The organism is Coprothermobacter sp., from assembly GCA_013824685.1.
Taxonomy (GTDB): Bacteria; Caldisericota; Caldisericia; order Cryosericales; family Cryosericaceae; genus Cryosericum.
In genome coordinates, this window is sequence record PNOG01000005.1 from 108,444 (window position 1) to 125,371 (window position 16,928).

At 58.0% G+C, this 16,928-nt stretch carries 15 protein-coding genes and 1 other RNA gene; 12 read left to right on the top strand and 4 right to left on the bottom strand.

The annotated features are described in order from the left end of the window. The first annotated feature begins 3 nt into the window (after positions 1-3). From C0398_01270 to C0398_01320, 11 genes are all read left to right on the top strand, one after another. The gene (locus C0398_01270) at positions 4-1,266 is read left to right on the top strand and encodes a phosphoribosylamine--glycine ligase (protein MBA4364622.1); all 1,263 of its coding nucleotides are present in this window, start codon (positions 4-6) and stop codon (positions 1,264-1,266) included. Continuing rightward, on the top strand, positions 1,263-2,579 hold the full coding sequence (locus tag C0398_01275; GenBank protein MBA4364623.1) for an adenylosuccinate lyase: 1,317 nt from the start codon (positions 1,263-1,265) through the stop codon (positions 2,577-2,579). Before C0398_01270 ends, C0398_01275 begins: the two co-directional genes overlap by 4 nt. After that, on the top strand, positions 2,576-3,829 hold the full coding sequence (locus C0398_01280; GenBank protein ID MBA4364624.1) for an adenylosuccinate synthase: 1,254 nt from the start codon (positions 2,576-2,578) through the stop codon (positions 3,827-3,829). The genes C0398_01275 and C0398_01280 overlap by 4 nt, the downstream gene beginning before the upstream one ends. 7 nt (positions 3,830-3,836) lie before the next feature. After that, positions 3,837-4,544, top strand: a complete 708-nt coding sequence (locus C0398_01285) for an NAD-dependent dihydroorotate dehydrogenase B electron transfer subunit (protein ID MBA4364625.1) — start codon at positions 3,837-3,839, stop codon at positions 4,542-4,544. Next, the gene (locus C0398_01290) at positions 4,424-5,389 is read left to right on the top strand and encodes a dihydroorotate dehydrogenase (GenBank protein ID MBA4364626.1); all 966 of its coding nucleotides are present in this window, start codon (positions 4,424-4,426) and stop codon (positions 5,387-5,389) included. Before C0398_01285 ends, C0398_01290 begins: the two co-directional genes overlap by 121 nt. A 50-nt stretch (positions 5,390-5,439) precedes the next feature. Next, positions 5,440-7,680 carry a hypothetical protein gene (locus C0398_01295; GenBank protein ID MBA4364627.1) on the top strand — a complete coding sequence of 747 codons (2,241 nt, stop codon included), beginning with the start codon at positions 5,440-5,442 and terminating at the stop codon, positions 7,678-7,680. Positions 7,681-7,760: 80 nt separating this feature from the next. Further along, positions 7,761-8,115: a transfer-messenger RNA gene (gene ssrA, locus C0398_01300) on the top strand. Positions 8,116-8,237: 122 nt separating this feature from the next. Next, positions 8,238-10,154: a hypothetical protein gene (locus tag C0398_01305; protein MBA4364628.1), complete on the top strand. Its 1,917-nt coding sequence runs from the start codon at positions 8,238-8,240 to the stop codon at positions 10,152-10,154. 314 nt (positions 10,155-10,468) lie between these two features. Further along, positions 10,469-11,662: a hypothetical protein gene (locus C0398_01310; GenBank protein MBA4364629.1), complete on the top strand. Its 1,194-nt coding sequence runs from the start codon at positions 10,469-10,471 to the stop codon at positions 11,660-11,662. 207 nt (positions 11,663-11,869) lie between these two features. Then, positions 11,870-12,349 carry a GNAT family N-acetyltransferase gene (locus C0398_01315; protein ID MBA4364630.1) on the top strand — a complete coding sequence of 160 codons (480 nt, stop codon included), beginning with the start codon at positions 11,870-11,872 and terminating at the stop codon, positions 12,347-12,349. Positions 12,350-12,539: 190 nt separating this feature from the next. Beyond that, positions 12,540-12,920 (top strand): hypothetical protein, encoded by a 381-nt coding sequence (locus tag C0398_01320; protein MBA4364631.1) that lies wholly within the window; start codon positions 12,540-12,542, stop codon positions 12,918-12,920. Between the two features lie 31 nt (positions 12,921-12,951). On the opposite strand, the gene C0398_01325 is transcribed toward C0398_01320, so the two are convergent. From C0398_01325 to C0398_01340, 4 genes are all read right to left on the bottom strand, one after another. Further along, positions 12,952-13,500, bottom strand: a complete 549-nt coding sequence (locus C0398_01325) for a GNAT family N-acetyltransferase (GenBank protein ID MBA4364632.1) — start codon at positions 13,498-13,500, stop codon at positions 12,952-12,954. A 166-nt stretch (positions 13,501-13,666) separates the two neighbouring features. Further along, positions 13,667-14,236, bottom strand: coding sequence for a hydrolase (locus tag C0398_01330; GenBank protein MBA4364633.1), 570 nt, complete (start codon positions 14,234-14,236; stop codon positions 13,667-13,669). Positions 14,237-14,305: 69 nt separating this feature from the next. After that, a complete protein-coding gene (locus C0398_01335) occupies positions 14,306-14,593 on the bottom strand; it encodes a hypothetical protein (GenBank protein ID MBA4364634.1) in 288 nt (95 codons plus the stop codon). A gap of 73 nt (positions 14,594-14,666) precedes the next feature. Continuing rightward, complete coding sequence (locus tag C0398_01340) at positions 14,667-15,422, bottom strand: hypothetical protein (protein MBA4364635.1); 756 nt, start codon at positions 15,420-15,422, stop codon at positions 14,667-14,669. A gap of 164 nt (positions 15,423-15,586) precedes the next feature. Between C0398_01340 and C0398_01345 the strand changes: the two genes are divergently transcribed. Beyond that, on the top strand, positions 15,587-16,918 hold the full coding sequence (locus C0398_01345) for an aminopeptidase (protein MBA4364636.1): 1,332 nt from the start codon (positions 15,587-15,589) through the stop codon (positions 16,916-16,918). Positions 16,919-16,928 lie beyond the last annotated feature (10 nt).

Consider the following 16,928-nt stretch of genomic DNA (forward strand, 5'->3'; position numbering starts at 1 on the left):
CCCATGGATATCCTCATCGTTGGCAGTGGTGGAAGGGAACATGCGCTGGCATGGAAGATCCGCCAGAGTCCCCTGGTAGAACGTGTCTGGGTGGCACCCGGCAACGCGGGTATCGCCACATGTGCGACCTGTGTCCCGCTGCATTCGGACGACACGACCGGGCTGGCCGAGTTTGCCCTGCAGCACGGGGTCGGCCTGGTGATCGTCGGGCCGGAGGAGCCACTCACGAAGGGCATTGCCGACGTCCTTCGCGCTCGGGGTCTGCTGGTCGTTGGTCCAGGAGGAGCGGGGGCACGGCTCGAAGGGAGCAAATCCTTCGCCAAGGGATTCTGCGAACGACACGAGATCCCGACCGCTCGTGGAATCCGTTGCGAAGATGCGGGGGCTGCGCTGGCGCACATGGGTGACCTGGGGTTTCCGGTCGTCGTGAAGGCGGACGGCTTGGCCGCCGGCAAGGGGGTCATCATCGCGACAACCCAGGGGGAGGCAGTGACGGCCGTCCAGAGTCTGGCTGGCCGAGGTCCGTTGCTGCTCGAGGAGTTTCTCAGGGGTCGCGAGTGTTCCCTGCTGTTCCTCTGTGATGGGAAGACTGTCGTGCCGTTCGCACCCGCGCGCGACTACAAGCGCGCAGGGGACGGCGACATGGGACTCAACACGGGTGGCATGGGCAGCTTCTCTTCGGTGCCGGACGTGACGTCTGCGGTCCAGCGTGACGCGTATGAGCATATTGCGCTGGGCGTGCTCGCAGGACTCGCGGACGAGCAGATCGACTACCGCGGAGTCCTGTATGTGGGTTGCATGGTGACGCGGGAGGGTCTCAAGGTTCTGGAGTTCAACTGTCGGTTCGGCGACCCGGAGACCCAGGTCCTCATGCCGAGGATCCAAGGGGACTTGGTGCCGGCGCTGGTGGCGTGCGCTGAGGGACGCCTGGCGGATGCGCGGCTGGAATGGCGGGACGAGACAGTTGTCTGCGTCCAGATGGTCTCCCGGGGGTACCCGGCGGCGCCGGTCACGGGCATGACCATACGTGGCCTGGACACAGTTCCGCAGGACGTCCTGGTGTTTCACGGCGGGACACGGCAGCAGGATGGTCGACTGGTGACAGCGGGAGGCCGGGTGCTGGGGGTCACGGCCATCGGCGCGACCATGGCCGAAGCGCGCACGCGGGCATATGCGGGCGTCAGCACCATCCACTTTGAGGGCGCGCAGTGGCGCACAGATATCGCGTCCGGAATGGACGCAACAAGGGAAGGTGAGCAGACATGATCGAACGGTATGCACTTCCGCCGGTCCGGGACCTCTGGACCGAGCAGGCGCAATACGAGCGCTGGCTTGAGGTCGAATGCGCGGTCACTGCAGCGTATGAGGAACTAGGTGTGGCGCCTGCCGGAACAGCAAAGCGCGTCCGGGACGCGGCAGTGCTCGACGTGGAGGACATCCACGCTATCGAGGCGACCGTCGACCACGACGTCATCGCGTTTATCAAGTCGGCCACCCGTGACATGGGGGACGACGCCCGGTTCTTTCACCTGGGGATGACTTCATCGGACGTCGTGGACACGGCGCTGGGCATTGCGCTCAAGCGGTCGGGCCAGCTCGTCCTTGCCCAGCTGGGCGAACTGAGGAGCGTCCTGGCCGGGCAGGCATCGCGCTTCCGGACGACGGTGACGGTTGGCCGTACGCACGGCGTCCACGCCGAACCGACTTCCTTCGGACTCAAGTTCCTGTCCTGGCTCGCCGAGACGGAACGCAACGAGGAGCGGCTGGCGGCGGCTGCAGATGGAGTGGCCTGTGGCAAGATTTCGGGCGCAGTCGGCAACTATGCCAACATTGACCCGCGTGTTGAGGACATTGCTCTCAAGAGCCTGGGGCTGCGGCGGGCGAAATGCTCTACCCAGATTGTCCCGCGCGACCAGCACGCGGCATTTATGGCTGCTCTCGCCCTGGTGGGCGCCCAGGTCGAGCGCATGGCGACTGAGGTCCGGCTTCTGCAGCGCACCGAAGTGCGCGAGGCGCAGGAACCGTTTAAGGTCGGCCAACGGGGTTCGTCCGCCATGCCCCACAAGAAGAACCCCATCGTCTGTGAGCGCCTCTGTGGCATGGCGCGTCTGCTGAGGGGCTACATGACGGCGGCCTTTGAGGACGTGGCACTCTGGCAGGAGCGTGACATCTCACACTCGTCGGTGGAGCGGGTCATCCTGCCCGACGGAGTCATGACCGCCTACTACATGCTCGATCGCGTCATCTGGCTGATGCGTGGGCTCGTCGTGGATGCTGAGGCGATGCAGGCGACGTTTGCTGCGTCGCATGGTCTCGTCTATTCGCAGCGTGTCATGCTGGCGCTGGTGCGTGGCGGGATGAGTCGCGAGGACGCATACGCGCTCGTACAGCGTCTGGCGCTGACGGCATGGAACGGCGGCGCGGACTTTCACGAGCTCTGCCTGGCGGAACCACGCATCACCACGCTGATGACACCGGCAGAACTGGATGCGCTCTTTGACCCGCAGTACTACCTGAGGAACATCGGCCCCGTCTATGCGCGGTTCGGCTTGGACAATGCAAAGGAGGAACAATCATGAAACGTGTCGCAGTGGTCGGCGCCCAGTGGGGTGACGAAGGCAAGGGCAAGGTCGTCAACTATTTCGCCAAGGACTTCGATTGGATTGTCCGCTTCGCAGGAGGCGCCAACGCAGGCCATACTATCTATGTCAAGGACAAGAAGTACATCAATCACCTGTTGCCATGCATCCTGCCCGACGGAGCAGGCCGCGGTTTTCTTGGGGCCGGCATGGTCGTCGATCTGGAGCAACTTGTGGCGGAGCTTGAGGTGCTGGCAAAGGATTTCCCTGGCGTAGGCGCCCGGTTCGCCGTCGACCCCGAAGTCTTCCTAGTCCTGCCCTGGCACAAGCAGCAGGACCAGCTGCTGGAAGCGATGCGCGCTGAGCCCATCGGCACGACGGGCCGCGGCATCGGACCAGCCTACACCGACAAGGCGTCGCGCGAAGGCATCAAGCTGTGTCATCTGTTTGATGAGAAGATGCTGATGGAACGTCTGGAGAACTCCTGGACGATCAAGCAGAACCTGTACCGGGGCCAGCTTTCCATGCCACCCGCAGAGCTTTCCGGCCTCCTCATGCGTCAACGGGACCGGTTGCTGGAGCTGGGAGTTCAGGTTACCGGGGCGGTCGACATGGCGCACATCTTCCGCAGTACGTCGGTATTGTTCGAAGGAGCGCAGGGGGTCCTGCTCGACTTGGACTTCGGGACGTATCCGTTTGTCACCTCGGGGTCCTGCATGGCCCACGGTGTCTCGTCGGTCGGGTTCTCCACCTTCGAGCTGGACGACGTGGCCGGCGTCCTCAAGGCATACACGACCCGTGTGGGAGAGGGGCCGTTTCCCAGTGAGGACAATACGGACGTGGCACAGGGCATTCGCGAGCGGGGAAAGGAATACGGCGCCACGACCGGCCGCCCACGCCGTGTTGGGTGGCTGGATCTGCCGGCGTTGCGGTATGCCGCCATCCGGTCGGGACTCACCAGTTTTGTCATCACCAAGGCCGACGTGCTCAATGGGCTGAAGACCGTCCGGGTGTGCACCGGCTACCGTATCGGCGGGGTCGTGCGCGACGTCCCATCGACCTCACATGACTTCTTCGTCGCCGAACCCGCCTATCAGGAGTTGCCTGGCTGGCGCACGACGGATGACGTCAACTTCCTCAAGTACATGACCTTCATCGAAGAACAGGTCGGCGTGCCCATCACGTACATCTCCTACGGCCCCCACACGGAGGAGATGGAGACCAAGAGTCGGCTCATCATGAACATCTGAGGATCGCGTGACAGACGTTATTGTCCGGCGGATGTCGTTTTCCGCTGACCGTTCTCTGCTGCTGATTGCAGTGGACTGGCGCGTGGGCGCGCGTCCCGGCCAGTTTGTGATGCTCAAGGTGGGGGACTGGCCTGTCGTCCCCCGTCCATTCTCGATCTGCGCGCAGGACCGCGAGGCCGGCACGACGAGCTTCCTCATCCGGCGCAAAGGACTGCTGTGGGATCAGCTCCTGCGGCTTCAGCCGGGCGCGACGGTTCAGATCAAGGGGCCGCTGGGCAACGGGTTTCCTGACTTATCCGCGCCGCTCCTTGTCGGGGGAGGGTGTGGTGTGGCACCGCTGTTGTTCGTGGCGGCGACACGCCCGGTGGCCGGGTTCTACGCCGGGGTCGCGAGTGCTGCAGAACAGGCCTTCCTGGCCCCCCTCCTCCCGGCCGGGACGGTGGTCACGGTGAACCCGCAGTTCGTGACCGATGCATTTCTGGCAGACCGCTGTGCAGGTCCGGTGTTCGCCTGCGGTCCATCACCCATGCTGCGCGTGCTTGCAGACGGCTACCAAGACGGTCCCATCTGGGTCTCCCTGGAGGAGCGCATGGCATGTGGCGAGGGGTTGTGCAAGGGCTGCCCTGTCCGCAGGCGAGACGGCAGTGTGGCACTGGTCTGCTCCGACGGGCCGGTGTTCCCCGAGGGGGAGGTGTCGTGGACATGGCAGGACTGACAGTTTCTGTTGCCGGTCTCGATTTCGTGAGTCCGGTCATCATCCCTGCAGGTCCCGGTGGTTTCGGGACCGAGCTGCGCGAACACTACGACCTTACGGCCCTGGGCGCGTTCACGCCCAAGACAGTCACGCCCCTTGCCCGCATCGGCAATCCGCCGCCACGTCTGGTGGACACCGGGTTCGGTCTCATCAACTCCATCGGGTTGCAGAACCCTGGGATCGCGGCGTTCCTGGACACGGTGTACCCGACGCTGATGCCGTTTCCGACACATCTGTTTCTCTCGATCGCGGGCGAGACCGTAAACGAGTTTGAGGACATGGCGCGGACGCTTGCCGGCGTCGAGGGGTTCGACCTTCTCGAGCTCAATCTCTCCTGTCCCAACGTGGAAGCGTCGTGTGGTGTCATCGGGACCAATCCACAAGCCATCCGTGATGTGGTGATGGCGGTGCGCCACGCCTTCCCGGACAGGCCTATCGCCGCCAAGCTGCCCTTCGAGGTCCCCGATGTGCTGGGGATCGTGCACGCATGCGAGCAGGCAGGCGTCGACGTTCTCACACTGTTCAACTGTCCCCAGGCCGCGCGCTTCGATGTGGCGACAGGGAAGCCGTTCCTTGCCCGGGTCACCGGAGGGTTCTCGGGCCCTGCGCTCAAGCCTCTGACCCTCGCCAAGCTCCTGGTTGTCCGTTCCCTGACACACCTCCCCATCATCGGGATGGGCGGAGCGTGGACTGCCGATGATGTGTTGGAGTTCCGGTGCGCCGGGGCCGATCTGGTGGGCATGGGACTGCATACCCTGCAGGACCCGGCGGAGGTCTGCGCCATCGCAAGGAACCTCAGGCCATAGCCTTGCCTCCGCCGTCCCCGCGAAGGCGGGGACCTAGGCCCTGCGGCAGAATGGTGGAGAAAACGCGATATACTGTGGCGATGAAAACGGATGCGGGTGAGTACGTGGAATGTGACGGAAGCAGTCTCGGGGACTCTCTGCAGGAAGGACTGCAGGGGCTGTATGACAAGGCCTTTGCATTGTCTGACAGGGATGCCCACGCCGCGAAAGTCATGGCAGACGAGATCTACGCGAAAGCCGGAGATGCGAAGAGTCCATATTGGCAGGGCTTGTCCCGGTACCTTGCGGGCTTCTGTTTCTACAACCTCAGCGAGTATGACAGCGCCATGGAAGAATTCGAGCATGGAGACCAGATTGCCCAGGAGCACAATCTCCCGAACCTTGCAATCAAGTTCCGCAATGGATATGGGGCGATCTTCTCGCGACTCGGACGGTACCACGATGCCATCGAGCAGTTCGCTGAGGGCCTGAAGAAGGCCAGGGAAATGGGTCTAAAGAGCGATATTGGCCGTTTCCTCGTCAACCTCGGGGAGGTCTCTCTTCTGATGGGGGATACCGCCCAGGCACTGTCCTTTGAGTCGGAGGCCGAGGGGCTCATTCAGAATGACATGGCCGGCGACAGCAGATATGCCATCGACACCTACTACAACCTCGCAGAAGCGCAATCGAAGAGCGGTCTGATGGAGGACGCAGAACGGTCCTACCGCCGAAGTCTCGAGACTGCTACGAGGGTTGGCAATACGGTCTCCGAGGTGGAGGCGCGCGTTCGTCTCAGCTCCATTCTGGCGGGTCGTGGTCACGAAGCCGAAGCTCTCGCTGTCATTGAAGAAGCTCTCCGGCTGAGCAGGGGTTGCGGTTTCGCCCTGCAGGAGGTTGGCTCACTGCTTGCCTGCGGACGCATCGAACTGAGTCTCGGACGTCTGGAAGAGGCAACCCGTCACTTTGAACTGGCGGTCGAGGTAGCCGACAGCCACAAGATGGGAGACCTGCTTCCTCCTGCTCTCGAGTCGCTCTCCACGGCCAAAGCCGCCATGAATCGCTTCGACGAGGCCTATCGCGACCTCCAGAAATCGGTCGAAGCGGCACATGCATGGTCGAGTTCGGAAGCGGCCAGGATGCTGGCCGAGCTGGCTGCAGGATATCGGCTTGAGAAAGTGAAGCGCGAAGCTGAAGTTGAGAAGGTCCGGCGCGAAGGGCTCGAATCCGCAAACGAGCGTCTCCGGATCGTGACGCGTATCGGGCGGAGTCTCACGCAGAGCCTCGAACCCAGAGACATCCTCATGCGGATGTGGAGTGAACTCTCAGCGTCTATCGACCTCAAGTCGCTGGGATTTGGCATCTACAGCCCCGATTCGGGGGAGATCGAGTTTCCTGGATTGATCGAGTCTGGTGTCCTGCAGAAGGCATCGTCGGTCTTTCTGAGCGACGAGTCCAGTCTCGCTGCGCTCTGCGTGCGGGAGAAGCGTATCCTCTACTATGCAACGTCAGATGAGGCGCGGTCAGCGCTCGGCGACAAGCCAACCATTACGTTTGGGTCGGTGCCGGTCAGGTCGGAGACAATCCTGTATCTTCCATTGTTCAGGGAGAATGACATTGTTGGCGTGATGACGGTGCAGAGCGCTAGAGACCACGCATATTCGGACGATACCATCGAGATGCTCGAGGCTATCGCCTCATTTACGGCGATTGCTGTCGAGAACGCACGCATCATGATCCGGTTGAATGAGATGAATCAAACCATATGTGGAGAAAAAGAGCAGGTCGAGAAGGCCGCTCTCGCATCTTCCTGGCTGGCCGAGCACGACAGTCTGACAGGACTTTCCAACAGGCGCTTTCTCGAGAGAATCCTCGACGAGAACATTCGGTTGGCGACACTTGAAGACAACAGCATCGCTGTGTTCTTCGTCGACCTCGACGATTTCAAGAGGGTGAACGACGCGTACGGGCATGATGCCGGCGACCGAGTTCTTGTGGCTGTTGCGGAGCGTCTGCTCTCTGTCTTTCGAGACGGGGACTACGTCGCACGCGTCGGGGGAGACGAGTTCGTCGTCGCTGCGCCCGGCGTGAAGGATATGGCAAGCATTGCGTCGATGGCGGACAAGGTCGTCTCATCGTTCGATGAACCGTTCACGATCACAGAAGGCACGATTTTAGTCAGCGTGTCGGTCGGTGTCGCTCTGTTCCCGGAGCACGGGCACAGCAGCCAGGAGTTGATCAGCCGCGCCGACGAAGCGATGTACTTGATCAAGCGGACAGGAAAAGGAGCGTGGCGCCTGTCGTCGGCTTTCTAGCCTGCCGAATGAGCGACTGTGATCTTCGAGAACGCGTGGGCAATCTGTGGTATAATTAATTTGTGACATCTCCTACACGTGGGGGTGCTGGGGTTCGACAGATACGTGAGGTGCAGGGTTGCAGGTAGAGGACGACAGTTGGCCTCTTTAAACATCTGTCACAAAAAAACAAGCCAATAACAATTACGCTCTAGCTGCCTAAGCGCGGCTAGCGTTCCTCCGGGCCGTCCATCCCTGGGTCCGTCAGGGGCGCGTCTATAGGGGTCTCGAAGGCGAGGGCCGTTCCCGTTCCTTGCCAGAGAGTACCAAACGGGAAATCGTGCAGAGCGGGGCGTCGACTCCCGGCCGAGCGCAAGGTACAACAGTCGACTAAACCTGTAGTAACGCTGTGTTTAACGTATTTGGACGCGAGTTCAACTCTCGCCACCTCCACCACGAACAGAACAACCCGCCCGCCGGCACCCCAGCCGGTGGGCTTTCCGTTTTCTGCAGTTCTTCAAGCCACGCGACAGCGCCACGAATCTGCGAGTCGATTGACGGCATACACAGAGCGGCATATGCTAGGTAATCCATTAACTGGAGGGCGAGACGTGTCGAATGGACTGCCAATGACTGGAACGACAATTGACAACAGTCGCGAGTATCAGGATATTCTCGCTTCCGCATCGACGCGAATCTGCGTTGTCGCGGGACCAGGAAGCGGAAAGACGAAGAGAGTCTTAGTGCCAAAAGCGAAACAACTGATCTCGGACCCTCGAATTGGCATAGACGAAGTCCTTATGATTACTTTCTCGCGTCTGTCCGCGAAAGACCTGAAGGATCAGGTACGAGATCTCGAAAGGGTCCCTCGCGCGTGCACACTTCATTCCTTCTGTCTCTCCTTTCTCCTGTCCGAGGACAATCACGATATCAGAAGCCGAATAGAAACGATAGTTCTGCCGTTCGAGAAACGCGTGATGATCTGCGATCTTGCAGGGCTTGTTCCGGGAACAGACAAACGACGTCTGGCCCAGATGCTGGACAGGTTCAGCGCCGGTTGGGCGACACAACCGCACGACAGTGTGTTCAACGAGGACGATAGCGAAATACGATTCAGGGCAGCGGTGGTGAATTGGCTGGGCGAGTACGAAGCAGCGATGATGGAAGAAGTCGTGTACAACGCCGTGGATTTGGCCAGAAGGGTCAGATCGGACTACATTGAGACGCCCCAGTACATTCTTGTCGACGAATTTCAGGACTTGAACGTACTTGAACAGGAGTTCATCAAGATACTCGGTGCGAATGCCAAGTTGGTCTTGGTGGTGGGCGATCCGGATCAATCCATCTATAGCTTCAAGTACGCTCATCCTGACGGAATCAGGTCCTTCTCGCACGAGAACGGCGTCGAATCTCATTCGCTGGCCTACTCTGGTCGCTGTTCCAGAGAGGTAATCAGGGTTGCCAATCAACTGTTGATACAGCTAGACCCAACAAGAACGAGTCTGCTGCAACCGTTGCTCACTGCGAGCCAAGGGACGGTCTCCCTTGTTTCGAAGTATCGACAAGAGGATGAGTTTGGCTTCGTACTGGACAGCATACTTCAAAGAATCCATCAGGGCATCGAGCCAAAGGAGATCCTGGTACTTGTGCCGCGCAAGCAACTCGGGCGGGATTTCGTGCAGTACGCTGAGGGACGCCGATTGCCTGCAGGCTTGACCTTGAGATTCGCTGGAGACAACGACTATTCACAGGTTGAACAGGAGAGGATTAAACTTCTAGGCGTTGTCGCGCACCCCGACTCCCTCTTGAGAATCAGGTCATACGCTGGTTGCCCGGACGACGACAACTACGCAGAGCAGTTTCGTCAGCTGAAAAACACATATGGAAACGTACGAGAAGCTATTCACAGGGCAAATCCGGACGACTTCGACAGAAGACAGTCGAAGGTGAAAGCACTCTGCCTGCGTCTGCAGGAGATCAACAGGCTAATCGCGGAATACCAGAACATCAACAACATTGACGACGTCCTCAACCGAGTTATGCCGACGGACGAGGAGCAGTTGGCAGACCTCAGCGGAACTCTTGAGCAGCTTAGGGAAGAAGGAGACACAGTGAAAGCGCTGTACTCCAAGTTCCTCGACTACTCTCGTACGCAATCGACTATGGACACCAGTGTCAGAGTAATGACCATCTTCGCGTCGAAAGGACTAGATGCAGAACATGTCTTCATCATCGGATGCAATGATGGCAACATCCCTGGAAGGAATCGCTCTGCCTTTTTGACGGATCATGAGTACAAGCAGGAACAGAGACGACTTCTCTATGTAGGATTCACACGAGCCAAAGAGAGTCTCACAGTAAGCTGGAGCAGGATCATACCATTCAGGCAGTCCCTGTCCCAAGACACTGCAAGTGTCGGTACGGTCACTATTGATGGGGAGAAATGCAATCGGGTAGGGCTATCCGAATTCCTGCAGGACATTCATTTCAACTGACCGCCGTCAGACTCGCGCGGACAGACTCGTATCGCATCTTGGCGCAGGTGAAACGTGGCAAGCAAGTCGGGCCTTGCCAGAGGTGAGTACCAAACGAAGAATCGCGCAGAGCTGGGCGTCGACTCCCTGCCGAGTGCAAGGCACAACAGCCGACCAGACCTGTAGCAACGCTGTTTCTAACGTAATTGGACGCGAGTTCAACTCTTGCCACCTCCACCAAAGATAAAGCAGCTCACAGACTCAACGCCTGTGAGCTGCTTTGCTGTAGAATGTGGGTGTGAATCATTTGTAAGCTTCGCATAGGGAGACGCTGCATGAATACGGGAAAGCTGGATTTGTTCTATTTTGGTGATGTTGGCAAATACGATGCATTCAATCCTGCACACGTTTGCGCGCAGAAATACGCAGCAGAGATACTCTTTCTGATAGCTTCCCATCCTCCCTATGAGCTTTCAAAAGCGGAAATTGCCAGGTCCCTGGGAGTTGAACAGGAAACCGTGCGACCCATTATTGACTCTTTACATAGGATCAAAGCCATCGAATGCAGAGATGATACCTATAGGATTTGCTTTCCCGTATTCCTCCAGGGTGATGTCCGACAGATGAAGGGCATACTGTCTAGTGCGCGCGATTCCATTGCAAGAACACTTGAACAGCTGAACAATCAATTGGTGCCAATAGTGCAGCGGTTTAGATGCCACAAGCAGTTTAGTGTTGGTCGAATTCTGTATCATGTGATTTGTGACTCTGTATTTGACGATATGGCGTTGGCCTACTTTGAGAAAGAGAAACTGCTATGCACTTCAAAACCACAACCGGACAATCGCGATTATCTCATTATCGGATATGAAGCCTGTGAGGAAGTCGCACAGAATAGTGACTTATTGCTTTGCAGCAGCAACAACTATACCTGCGACGGGATCCGTTTCAACAGCTTCGGTGATTCATATGGTCGCAGAAAAGATATGTATCGCTTTACGCGCATTTTCGATTCGGAGCCCCATGAACTAGCGCAGTTTCTTGATAGAGCCGAGGATATTGAAATGCTGCTGTCATCTGATATGGAAAGTATTGCTTCCAGGTGCAGCAGCATGGTGAAAAGAGTAATCTCGAATAATGTGTATTGGAGCGATCTAGCCGATAATGCAGAAACAGCCTTGCTGCTCTCGGAATTGGGATATATCAGCGGCAGACAAGAGAACAATCACATATCAATGATGGTTCCTGTGTTCTATCGGGATGAGCAGCCGCTAATCATTGCAGTCGGTGACATCGTCTTGCCTCAAATAGACAATGCCGTCAAGCGAGCATTCGATTCCTTTTCAATGCGCACAGGCGATCTTACGGCAGTCAGGCATATGGTCGATATTGAAGAAATCAGCAACGAATTGTGGCATCAGATCTTCGGATTGACAAACGAGCATTTGGCTAGAACAGGGTTTGTTGACAAGCCACAACATATTGATGGACAAGGAAGATTCTTTAGAAGCATCAGAATGGAATCGTAGAATAGTGTGGATTATGAGCGCGATCTCCACACGCATCTATTTCGTCAACATCAAACAACGAACAAAACAGCTCGCCGACGGAGGCAACACTGTCGACCGAAGATGCAGCGACTTCCGCTTTGTGATATAGTAAGCAGCGACGCCTGCAGAGTCTCTACGTGCCCCGAATCCAAGAAAATGCAGACGTTGAGAAGGAGAACATCCGCAATGGACGATTTCAACATCAGGTATGCTGTCAAGGAAGACAACCACCAGATCTTTACCTTCATCAAGGAATTGGCTGGCTACGAGAAGATATCGGATGAATATGTCGTCAGCGAGGAAGTACTGTTCGATTCTCTCTTTGTGAAAAAGAGCGCAGAGGTGTTGATTGGTGAAGTGGATCACCGACCAATAGGATATGCGCTGTTCTTTGGCAACTTTCCGACCTCTCTTGGGAAGGCGGGGATCTACATCGAAGACGTCTTCATAGAACCGGAATACCGGGGACATGGCTATGGAAAGCAGTTCTTCAAGTGCATTGCGGGGATCGCTGCCAGCAGGAATTGCTCGAGGATCGAATGGGTCTGCCTGGACTGGAACGAACCCTCCAAGAAATTCTACGAGAGTCTGGGCGCCGTGCCGAGAGAAGGATGGCTGATCTACAGATTGGGAGAAGATCGTATCAGGCAACTGGCACAGGAGTAGAAACTGTATGCTCCTGCCCAATTAGATGTCACCGACACCTCTTTCGCTTGAACAGAACAAACCGCCCACCGGCACCCCAGCCGGTGGGCTTCTGCATTGACCACCATGATCGGCTGCCCCTTGTGGTATACTCGTGCCGTACCGGACGGGAGCAGAAGGCTGGGTCCGGGAAAAAGTGGAGGCGACGATCGTGGAACCCAAAGAACTGATCACCGGGTTGTGGAACGCAATGGACAGACGGCGATGGCACGAGATCGCTGACTGCTTCTGCAGTGACGCCGCCATTTTCTGGCACAATACAAATGAACGGTTCACGGTTCCGGAATTCGTTGAGGTCAACAGCAGTTATCCCGGGCGGTGGACGATTCAGGTCGAACGGGTCGAGGAGATCGGTGATCTTGTCGTTTCCGTGGTAGACGTGGCGTCGGTGGACGGCGGCCAGTCCTGCCATGCCGTGTCGTTCTTTGAGCTTGAGGGCGGAAGGATCAGGACGCTGCATGAATATTGGGGCGATGACGGCAGGCCGCCCCAATGGAGGATCGACAGGAAGATTGGAACGGACATCTCCTGAAACCAGGCCCTGGAGGCCCTGGGGTCAAGTGTTAACTTTCGCCGGCCACGCCCGATAAGCTACTTGGTGTTGTCCGGCAGGCGCTTCTGAAGGTATCTGGAGTGACCTCCAAATACGTTGGGCCCTCTGGAAGAAACTCGGGCCTTGGCTTGCTGACGAAGCCCAGCTTCGCATAGAGTTTCCATGCCTTCTTGTTGTCGGGATGAGGGTCAACATACGCCTTCGTAGCCAGATTGTGGCGGAATACCTGATCAATTGAATAACTCAAAGCATATGCAGCGATTCCTTTGCCATGTGCTTCCGGGAGAACTTTGATATCCAGTATTGCCACATCATGTTCACGATCGATCTCATAATATGTCTCGCCGCAATACCCGATGTCTTCAGCGTAGATACTGTAATGTCTGCGGAAGATATCCTGATTGACCCAATTCAACCATTTCTGGAGGCGCTCAAGCGTAACGCCTAGACCCTTCGGAAAGCCGACGTAGAACATTACGTCGCCGTCGTTCCATAGCCTCATGACATTCGGCAAGTCTGATTGATCCGTTTCTTTGATTGTGATCTTGCCTGTGTACATTGAACCCTCCCGTCTTGTCCGACTGCATTCTGGTGTGTACGATTGCTCGACGTCTCGGTATCTCCGTGGCCCCCGCGAAGGCGAGGACCACACGTCCAACCAATGATGGATTCCCGCACGCGCGGGAATGACAGATCAAGGGACTCATACACGTGAGATCGTCAGCTCAGAGTTCCCCCTTGAGGCCGATGGCGTCGGCGACTTCTCTCATGCCGAGAATGGTCTCCGTTATGACATAATCCAGATCCATGTTCAGCATCGCAGCGCCCTTCTCGATGACTTCCCTGTTCACACCGGCGGCGAACCTGTGATCCTTGTACTTCTTCATGACCGATTTCAGCTCGAGGTCCAGGACGCTTCTGGACGGTCTCATGATCGCGCAGGCATTGATGAGGCCTGTCAACTCATCCGCGGTGAACAGGACCTTTTCCATGACATGCTCCGGCTTCACGTCGGAACAGATGCCATACCCGTGGCTCATGATCGCGTGGATGTACTCCTCGTCGACGCCACGTTCCGTCAAGATCTCCCCTGCCTTGATGCAGTGCTGATCCGGGAACATCTGATAATCGATATCATGCATCAGTCCGACAACCCCCCACTTTTCCTCATCCTCGCCCAACAGATGCGCGAAATGCCGCATTGCGCCTTCGACCGCCAACGCATGGGTAATGAGGGCGGGAGAATCGTTGTACTTGCACAACAGTTCATACGCTTCGTCTCTGGTTGGTTTCAAAGTGCATTACCTCCTACGTAGATTCAAGATGTTACAAGAATGAGGGCTGTCCCCTGTTACAGGTGCCTGTCACCAGGGCAGCCATCTCGCAAAACTGTATCTGAACTGGTCGGCAGCGTTCTGGTCCAGATAGTACCTCTCTCCAGAACACGCCCGGAGGACGCCGTACCGTGACAGCTTGTTCACGACAAGCCAGCCTTGGCCAAACCCGCTAAATCTCACGAAAGGGTTGATCAGACTGTCGATTTCGTCCAGAGGGAGCGCGGTTTCCGGGCTTACGATACCCCGGTCTTCAAGCACGTTCAGGTATGCACTCTGCAGGAAGAAGAACCCGGACCCATTCGTCGTGTACGGCATTTCGGACCCCCTTGATCATTCCCTTCATACTGTAGCACGAACGGCAGTGGAGCGTCACAGGAGGAGAGCCGAGTTATGCAAGCTCTATCTCTGCAACGATCAGTGCGTGATCACTGCCCGCCTGGACAGCTTCTTTGTACAGGTAGCGGACATCTGTCACGCTGATACCAGGCGAGACGCGGATGCTGTCGTAGCGACAGCGCAGGTACTTCCCTCTCCGCCCGCGGTGGTACGAGTCGGCAAGGGGCCCGTTGGGGTAGTACCGTACCCGGCGTTTCAGTTCTGGGGGATGGTCGACGTACCACAGGCGCAGGACGTCTTCGGTTGGCGTACCTGATCCGAGGACGAGTGCCTCTTCTTGTGTCCACCAGCGGTTCTGCTCGATGTCGGGGTGGTCCACGCGCGGGCCGTTGACGTCCATGCCCAGCACGACGGGGGCGGAGACGGTGGACAGCCAGGCTGCCAAGGCGTTGAAGTAGCCGGACCGTTCCTTCCTGCCTCGGCCGGTATTGGTGGGGGCATAGCAGGAGAGGAGCGTCAGGGCGGACTCTCCATGGGTGGCAGTAACGGCAAGCGAACGATTGGAGAGCAGTTCGTCCGGGGCTGGCAGTGCTGGCGTCAGGACCCAGTCGCTGTTGGCCGCTATTAAGCACCCGCCCCGGCGTGTTATGGACACGGGAGGGTGAGGTGGCGACCATGTGTCCGCTACGTCGCCCCACAGGTGACTGTCTGCTACGGCACGCACGGCAGACGGTCCCACATCCTGCAGGAGCAGGATGTCGGGGTGCTGGTCGGCCAGGAGTCCGAGCTGATCGGTCGGACAGGGCATGCCGCGTACGTTCCAGCTTGCGATTCGCAGTCTCATGTGGGTAGTATACAACGCCAGGTGCTCTCGCAAAAATGCGGGAGCGGTGTAGTCTGAACGTGACGACGGGTGGCAGAACCCGCACGACGGGAGGTAGAACCATGAGCCAGTACAATCCACAGGCAGTCATGACGCCAGAGATGCTTGAGCGGTTCAGGATGTCATTTGAGAGCGACCCGGTCAACCGGCTGGCACAAAACGCTGTGACACGGGTGTCCGTGCATACTGCTGCCCTCAATCACGAGGCGGCGACCGGCATGGACCACACGTTCTCCGTGATGCTGCCGAGCAACGAGGCGACGGCTCAGGAGAAGAGTGGGCGCTGCTGGCTGTTCTCCGGCCTCAACACGTTCCGCACCGAGGCAATGAAGCGCCTTGATGTCGACAAGTTCGAGCTGTCGCAGAGCTACCTCATGTTCTGGGACAAGCTGGAGAAGGCCAGCTACTTCCTCGAGAGTATCCTTTCCACGCTGTCCGAGCCCACCGATGGGCGCCTGCTGATGCACCTCTTGAGCCACCCTCTGCAGGACGGCGGCCAGTGGGACATGTTCTGCGCCCTCGTGGCCAAGTACGGCGTCGTCCCGAAGGCAGTCATGGCCGAGACGGAGAGCAGCGGCAACTCAGCGGTCATGAACGCCGTCATCACGGCCAAGCTGCGAGAGTATGCCGCCGAACTGAGGCGGATGGCAGGTACTGGGGATGAAGAGGATGTCCTGCGCTCGCGCAAGGAGATGATGATGGGTGTGATCTTCCGCATGCTCGCCATCCATCTTGGTACACCGCCCGTCGAGTTCTTCTGGCAGTGGCGGGATAAGGGGGGTGCTTTCCACCGCGACGGTACCGTCACGCCACAGGAGTTTTTCGGGCGGTATGTCGGCGTGGACCTCGAGAACAAGGTCTGCCTCATCAACTGCCCGACGCCCGACAAGCCCATGAACCACCTGTACACGATCGGCTACCTGGGCAATGTCGTCGAGGCGAAGGGGATCCGGTATCTGAACACGCCCATCGAGCTTTTCAAGCAGGCCGCGATCGACATGCTGGTCGCCGGCCGGCCCGTGTGGTTCGGTTGCGACGTGGGCAAGTTCGAAGAACGGGACCTCGGCATCCTGGACCCGTTGATCTATGAGTACGACCTCGTTTACGGCGAGGGGTTCATGAGCGACAAGGCCGAGCGCATCCTGTATGGACAGAGTCTCATGACGCACGCCATGGTGCTGACGGGCGTTGACCTCGACGGCGATGGGCATGCGCGCAAGTGGCGTGTCGAGAACTCGTGGGGAGACAAACTCGGGGACAAGGGATTCATGGTCATGACGGACGCATGGTTCGACGAGTATGTGTACGAAGTCGCCGTCAGCAGGGACTACCTTCCCGAAGACTTGGCCTCTGTCCTGCGCGAAGAGCCGACGGTCCTGCCGCCGTGGGACCCGATGGGCGCCCTGGCTGCGGCCCTGTGACACACATGAA

Excerpts from the sequence above, each read along its gene's own strand:
- C0398_01295 (MBA4364627.1), top strand. The coding sequence starts at position 5,440 with ATGGTGGAGAAAACGCGATATACTGTGGCGATGAAAACGGATGCGGGT.
- C0398_01280 (MBA4364624.1), top strand. The coding sequence starts at position 2,576 with ATGAAACGTGTCGCAGTGGTCGGCGCCCAGTGGGGTGACGAAGGCAAG.
- C0398_01325 (MBA4364632.1), bottom strand. The coding sequence starts at position 13,500 with ATGTACACAGGCAAGATCACAATCAAAGAAACGGATCAATCAGACTTG.
- C0398_01305 (MBA4364628.1), top strand. The coding sequence starts at position 8,238 with ATGCTAGGTAATCCATTAACTGGAGGGCGAGACGTGTCGAATGGACTG.
- C0398_01340 (MBA4364635.1), bottom strand. The coding sequence starts at position 15,422 with ATGCCCTGTCCGACCGATCAGCTCGGACTCCTGGCCGACCAGCACCCC.
- C0398_01315 (MBA4364630.1), top strand. The coding sequence starts at position 11,870 with ATGGACGATTTCAACATCAGGTATGCTGTCAAGGAAGACAACCACCAG.
- C0398_01310 (MBA4364629.1), top strand. The coding sequence starts at position 10,469 with ATGAATACGGGAAAGCTGGATTTGTTCTATTTTGGTGATGTTGGCAAA.
- C0398_01270 (MBA4364622.1), top strand. The coding sequence starts at position 4 with ATGGATATCCTCATCGTTGGCAGTGGTGGAAGGGAACATGCGCTGGCA.
- C0398_01345 (MBA4364636.1), top strand. The coding sequence starts at position 15,587 with ATGACGCCAGAGATGCTTGAGCGGTTCAGGATGTCATTTGAGAGCGAC.
- C0398_01275 (MBA4364623.1), top strand. The coding sequence starts at position 1,263 with ATGATCGAACGGTATGCACTTCCGCCGGTCCGGGACCTCTGGACCGAG.
- C0398_01290 (MBA4364626.1), top strand. The coding sequence starts at position 4,424 with ATGTGGCGAGGGGTTGTGCAAGGGCTGCCCTGTCCGCAGGCGAGACGG.
- C0398_01335 (MBA4364634.1), bottom strand. The coding sequence starts at position 14,593 with ATGCCGTACACGACGAATGGGTCCGGGTTCTTCTTCCTGCAGAGTGCA.